Source organism: Clostridium sp. K04 (assembly GCF_019734375.1).
GTDB lineage: Bacteria > Bacillota > Clostridia > Clostridiales > Clostridiaceae > Clostridium > Clostridium saudiense.
In genome coordinates this window covers 25,623-31,802 of record NZ_JAASHD010000049.1, presented here as the reverse complement: position 1 = coordinate 31,802, position 6,180 = coordinate 25,623, and the positions used below count along the sequence as shown (strand labels likewise).

The window sequence follows — 6,180 nt, the reverse complement described above, 5'->3', positions numbered from 1 at the left end:
GCAAAAAGGAGGATTCGAATTCGAACCCTCCTTTTTTTATCGGCTAATATCAAAATTTATTTTGATACAGCCCCTTTCATTTTAGTTACTAAAAAGTAATTATTATATTTTTATTTTATAACCTTACTTTATACCCAAATTCTCTAAATCTCAATAATCTCAGTGATATTGCCTATACCTAATTGATTGTGTACCCAATTTTAGACATAACTACCTTTTAGTAAACGTTACCAGTTTTATAACCATTATATCATGCCATTTTTTAAAAAACAATACTTTTTTTGAAATTGATTACAACTTTTTATATTAATAAAAAAAAACAAATGCTATAAATTATTAAAATTTATAGCATTTTCATACTTATTTAGTACTTTCTCTATTAATTATTTTGTAATCTAAAACATATTGATCTTGTTCTAATGGCTTATTATTTAACATTTTTATTAACATTCTCATTGCTACAGAACCCATATCATAGCTTGGTTGTTTTACTGTAGTTATTTTTGGATAGAAATATGATGCAACTGCATTATCATTAAATCCAATTACACTTACATCTTCTGGAACTCTAATGCCTTTTTCTCTTAATGCATTAATTACTCCCATAGCAATTTCGTCTGAAGAGCAAACTACACCATCAAATTTCTTTCCGCTTTCTATGAATTTTTCTACAGCCTTATAGCCACTCTTAACTTTTAAATCCTTGAAGAATTCTAAATCTTCATCTACCTTTAAGCCATTCTCTTCTAATGCTTTTTCGTAACCTACCTGTCTATCTCCCCAAGCATTAACAGAACCTTTATTAAAACCAACAAATGCAATATTCTTTAAACCTTTATCAATTAAACTCTTAGTTGCATTATATGCTGCTTCAACATTGTCAATAATTACACTTGGTAATCTACCTTCTTTATCTCTTGATTCAGCAAGAACTGTTTTTAAATCAAGTTCATTAATTATATCTAGAGTTTCTTCCTCTAAACAAGAACTCATATATATAACACCATCAACCATTTTTTCTTTAAGTACTCTTAAGTAATCTTTTTCTTTATCGTAATCAAAATCTGAGTTACATAATATTACATTGTAATCGTAAATATTTGCAACATCTTCTGCTCCTCTTACTATCTCAGGATAAAATCCACTTGAGATATCAGGAACTAATATTCCAACTGTTTTTGTTCTTTGTGTCTTTAAACTTCTTGCAACTATATTAGGTCTATATCCTAATTTTTTTATTGCATCTAATACTTTTTTCTTTGTATCTTCATTTACAACATCTATATCATTTAATACTCTTGATACCGTAGCTATTGAAACGCCAGCTTCTCTAGCAACATCTTTTATAGAAGTAGCCATATCCAACATCACTCCATTTTCTATTTTAATTATTAATTATACCTTTTTTTCCTATTTAATACAATGAATTTAACCATTTTTTACACTAATTATTTAAACAATTTGCCTATAATACTATTATTTGAAAAAAGGGTAGGAATTATTACTTAATCCCTACCCTTTATAACAAATCCATTAATTATTTTATAACTTCTACATTCATCTTTAAATTTTCGCCATTGATAACTGTATCTGAATAATCAACTTCTTCATTGTAAACTATTTCTTGAGTTAAGGTTTCTTTCTTTATTACTTCTGCATATTTTTTAACAATATCTAATAACATATCATTATCTGCAACATATAACTTAATTTTATCTGCAACCTCAAACCCTTTATCTTTTCTCATATTTTGAATCTTAGAGATCATTTCTCTTACATGACCTTCTTCTCTAAGTTCATCTGTAATATTTGTATCTAAAACAACCCCAATTGAACCTTCACCAGCAAATGCATAACCCTCTAGCCCTTGCATAGTAACTAATAAGTTTTCCTTATTTAATTCAATTTCATTTCCATCAATATTTATAACTACTACTCCACCATTTTGAATAGTTTGAGCTAATTCCATTTGGTTTCTAGCAGCAATTTCTTTTCTTATTGCTGGTATTAACTTACCATAAGCTTTTCCTAATACAGGTAGGTTAGGCTTAATTTCAAAGTTAACATGAGTAGATAGGTCAGCACCAAATTCTACTTCTTTGATATTTAACTCATCAGTTATTATATCATCATAATATCTTGGAAGTGAATCAGTAGAAACAAGCATCTTTGAAAGTGGCTGTCTATTCTTAATATTAGCCCCATTTCTTGCACTTCTTCCAAGCTTAACTATAGTATAAGCTAAGTCCATTTCCTTTTCTAATTCCTTATCAATAGCCTTTTCATCAACTTCTGGCCATTTGCATAAGTGAATACTTTCTTCAGCGTTCTTATCTAATCCAACAACTAAGTTTTGATAGATATTTTCTGTTATAAATGGAACAAATGGAGCTGCAACTTTTATAACTGTAGTTAATACTCTATATAATGTTACATAAGCACCTATCTTGTCATCTGTTAATTCTTGAGTCCAGTATCTTCCTCTATTTCTTCTTACATACCAATTTGATAACTCATCTGTAAAGTCTTCAATAGCTAAAGCAGCTTGAGTTATTTGATATGAATCTAACATAGAATCAACATCTTTAACTAAAGTATTTAATTTAGACATAATCCATTTATCCATTACATTTTCTGATACAAAATCAGAGTATTGTAGAGGATTGAATTGATCTAATTCAGCATATAATACATAGAATGAATAAACATTCCATAATGTTCCCATGAACTTTCTTCCTGCTTCTCCAACGTCATCTACAGAGAATCTTGTAGGTAACCACGGTGCACTTGCAGTATAGAAGTGCCATCTTGTTGCATCAGCACCTTGTGAGTCTAATACAGTAAATGGATCTACAACATTTCCTTTTGATTTTGACATCTTTAAGCCCTTCTTATCAAGAACGTGACCTAAAACTATACAGTTTTCAAATGGATTTCTATCAAATATTGCAGTTGAAATTGCAAGTAAAGTATAGAACCATCCTCTTGTTTGGTCGACAGCTTCTGATATAAATTGAGCTGGGAAGTTTTGATCAAATAATTCTTTATTTTCAAATGGATAGTGTAATTGAGCAAATGGCATTGATCCTGAATCGAACCAGCAGTCAATAACTTCATTAGTTCTTGTCATTTCCTTACCACACTTTTCACATTTTAAATGAACATTATCTATATATGGTTTGTGTAATTCTATATCTTCTGGAACATTGACTCCCTTTTTCTTAAGTTCTTCAATGCTTCCTATACATTCTTTGTGACCACATTCACAATTCCAAATTGGAAGTGGAGTTCCCCAATATCTATCTCTTGAAATACCCCAGTCAATAACATTTTCTAAGAACTTACCAAATCTACCAGTTCTAATGTTATCAGGATACCAGTTGATCTTATTGTTGTTTTCTAATAGCTTATCTCTAAGCTTAGTCATTGCAACAAACCAGCTTTCCTTTGGATAATAAAGAAGTGGTGTGTCACATCTCCAACAATGTGGGTATGAGTGCATGTGTCTTTCAGATTTAAATAGCTTATTGTTTTCTTCTAGCCATTTACAAATGCTTTCATCACATTTCTTAACGAATTTACCAGCCCATGGAGTAACTTCTTCTACGAATCTACCTTCTCTATCAACTAAGTTGATGAAAGTAATTCCATTAGCTTTAGCTACTAAACTATCGTCTTCACCGTATGCTGGAGCTATATGAACTATACCAGTACCATCTGATAAAGTAACATAATCACCATGAATAACTTCAAATGCTTTTCCTTCTACTTTACCAAAAGGCATTAATTGTTCATACTTAGTTCCTAAAAGCTCTTCACCTTTGAACTCTCTAACTATTTCGTATTCTTCACCTAAAACTTTATCAGCTAAATCTTTAGCTAAAACGTAAACTTCATCTCCAACTTTTGCTTCAATATAAGTATAAGCTTTGTTTATACATAAAGCTAAGTTTGAAGGTAATGTCCAAGGAGTTGTTGTCCAAGCTAATATATACTTGTTTTCTTCTCCTACAACTTTAAATTTAGCTATACAAGTTAAGTCCTTAACATCCTTATATCCTTGTGCAACTTCGTGAGAAGATAATGCAGTACCACATCTTGGGCAATATGGCATTACTTTGTGTCCTTCATATAAAAGACCTTTATCCCACATTTGTTTTAATGCCCACCAAACTGATTCAATATATGGATTATGATAAGTAACATATGGATTCTCCATGTCTACCCAATATCCAATTTGGTTAGTCATTTTTTCCCACATACTTACATAAGTAAATACGCTTTCTTTACATTCTTTAACGAACTTTTCAACTCCGTATTCTTCGATTTGCTCTTTACCAGAAATACCAAGTTTCTTTTCTATTTCAAGTTCTACTGGAAGACCATGAGTATCCCATCCAGCTTTTCTTATAACTTTATATCCCTTCATAACCTTGTATCTTGGGATTATATCTTTCATAACTCTTGTTAAAACGTGCCCAACGTGTGGTCTACCATTTGCTGTTGGAGGCCCATCATAGAAAGTGAAATATTCACCATCTTGATTCATATCAAAATTCTTTTTTATAACATTTCTTGCAGTCCAAAGGTTTGCTATTTCTTTTTCAAGTCCAACAAAACCATTTGGTAATTCAACTTTATTGTACATAAGAATTCTCCTTTCTTTACGTTTATCAACTATTAAAATTATTCTCTTAAAGACATATTTTAATCCTATTTTTTATGAAACTCCTTCTCCTATGGTCGAATTAATTCATTACTATGTAACTTCAAGTATCCAATTCAAATTTTGAAGGCTCATTTAAAATAAAAAAAAACTCCATCCCAAAAGGACGAAGATAATTCGCTATACCACCTAAGGTTAATAAACTCATAACTATTCTATGAGCATTATTTCAGATACTTTCATACCTTATCCCTTAACGCGGGCAAACGTGATAACTTAATTGTATAAAACTTTCAGCCTCAAACTCCTAGGTGATTTTCCTCTAATCTTCTTATGATTTCACACCAACCAATCACTCTCTTAAAAGAATAAATCAAAGTACTTATCCTAATCATAGTCTTTAATGAATTCATTATATATTATTAAATATTGATTTGTCAATTGCACCCAAAACTTTATTTTCATTATTCTAATAAGTAAGAAATTAAAGATAAAGATTAAAGATAAATGCTTTTACTTTCCTTAATTATTATTTCTTATTTTTTATGTATTAACTAATTGATGGATAATTATTATTATTTAATATTTATTGTTGACTATTTTAGTATACTATGATTTAATATAGTTGTTGAAACGTATTACTCAAAAATTAGTTTACCTAATAATTAATTTTTGTGTTTCCTAATATCTTTGTATTTTGGAGGATCTATTATGGAAAATAATTTAAATGCTGATATCCTTGATAAAATCACAAAAACTTGTACGTGTAAATCTATATCCAGAGCTAAAATTAAGGAATCCATAAAAAATGGAGCCCATACCGTTGATGAGGTTTCTAAAGATACCGGTGCTTGTACTGGAAGTTGCCATGGCTTTAGATGTAAATCAAAGATAGAAGATTTAATTAGAGATTATTCAAAATAATACCCTGATCCCAAACTCCCCTATAAATTTAACGATTTAAACCACTTACTCTGTAAGTGGTTTTTTTATTATAATTAATATTATTTAATTTTTAATTCTTCCCATAATATATTCATCTTCATATTTTCCATTTCTAATAGCTGCACATTTCCTAGTTCCCTCTATTTCAAAACCAAATGATTTATATAAACTTAAAGCTCTTTTATTATCAGTAAACACCCCTAATTCTAATCTTTTAAGCATTAACCAATTATCTGATAAATCAATAACAGTTGACATAAGCTTTTTGCCAATTCCCTTTCCTTGATAATCCTTATGAACCATTATCCCTATACTTCCACAATGCCTTAACCTAGGATTCTCTGAAACATGTAAACCTATAGTTCCTATTATTTTGCTTTCTTCATTTTCAATTATTTCTGCCACATACATATGCGCATTATTATTTAAGTTGCTTATAAAATTTTTGCTTCTATCTATTCTTTCACTAGTTATTCCTAATATATTTTCTCTAACTCCATCCATGATCCTTAATGCATTAATCCCCTCAGCATCCTCTATTTTTATTGGCCTTATTTTTATATCCATAG

4 protein-coding genes and 1 other annotated feature are annotated in these 6,180 nt (G+C 29.7%); of the genes, 1 reads left to right on the top strand and 3 read right to left on the bottom strand.

Features of this window, described 5'->3' with window-relative positions; translation table 11 throughout:
• Positions 1-360 precede the first annotated feature (360 nt).
• Complete coding sequence (locus tag HCG70_RS15480; protein ID WP_042401983.1) at positions 361-1,359, bottom strand: LacI family DNA-binding transcriptional regulator; 999 nt, start codon at positions 1,357-1,359, stop codon at positions 361-363.
• Between the two features lie 178 nt (positions 1,360-1,537).
• Complete coding sequence (gene ileS / locus HCG70_RS15475; protein ID WP_042401986.1) at positions 1,538-4,648, bottom strand: isoleucine--tRNA ligase; 3,111 nt, start codon at positions 4,646-4,648, stop codon at positions 1,538-1,540.
• A gap of 177 nt (positions 4,649-4,825) precedes the next feature.
• Positions 4,826-5,070 (bottom strand) — a binding site (T-box leader).
• 307 nt (positions 5,071-5,377) lie between these two features.
• Here ileS and HCG70_RS15470 point away from each other — a divergent pair.
• Positions 5,378-5,590 (top strand): (2Fe-2S)-binding protein, encoded by a 213-nt coding sequence (locus HCG70_RS15470; protein WP_042401988.1) that lies wholly within the window; start codon positions 5,378-5,380, stop codon positions 5,588-5,590.
• 84 nt (positions 5,591-5,674) lie between these two features.
• Here HCG70_RS15470 and HCG70_RS15465 read toward each other — a convergent pair whose 3' ends face one another.
• The gene (locus HCG70_RS15465; RefSeq protein ID WP_042401991.1) at positions 5,675-6,178 is read right to left on the bottom strand and encodes a GNAT family N-acetyltransferase; all 504 of its coding nucleotides are present in this window, start codon (positions 6,176-6,178) and stop codon (positions 5,675-5,677) included.
• Positions 6,179-6,180 lie beyond the last annotated feature (2 nt).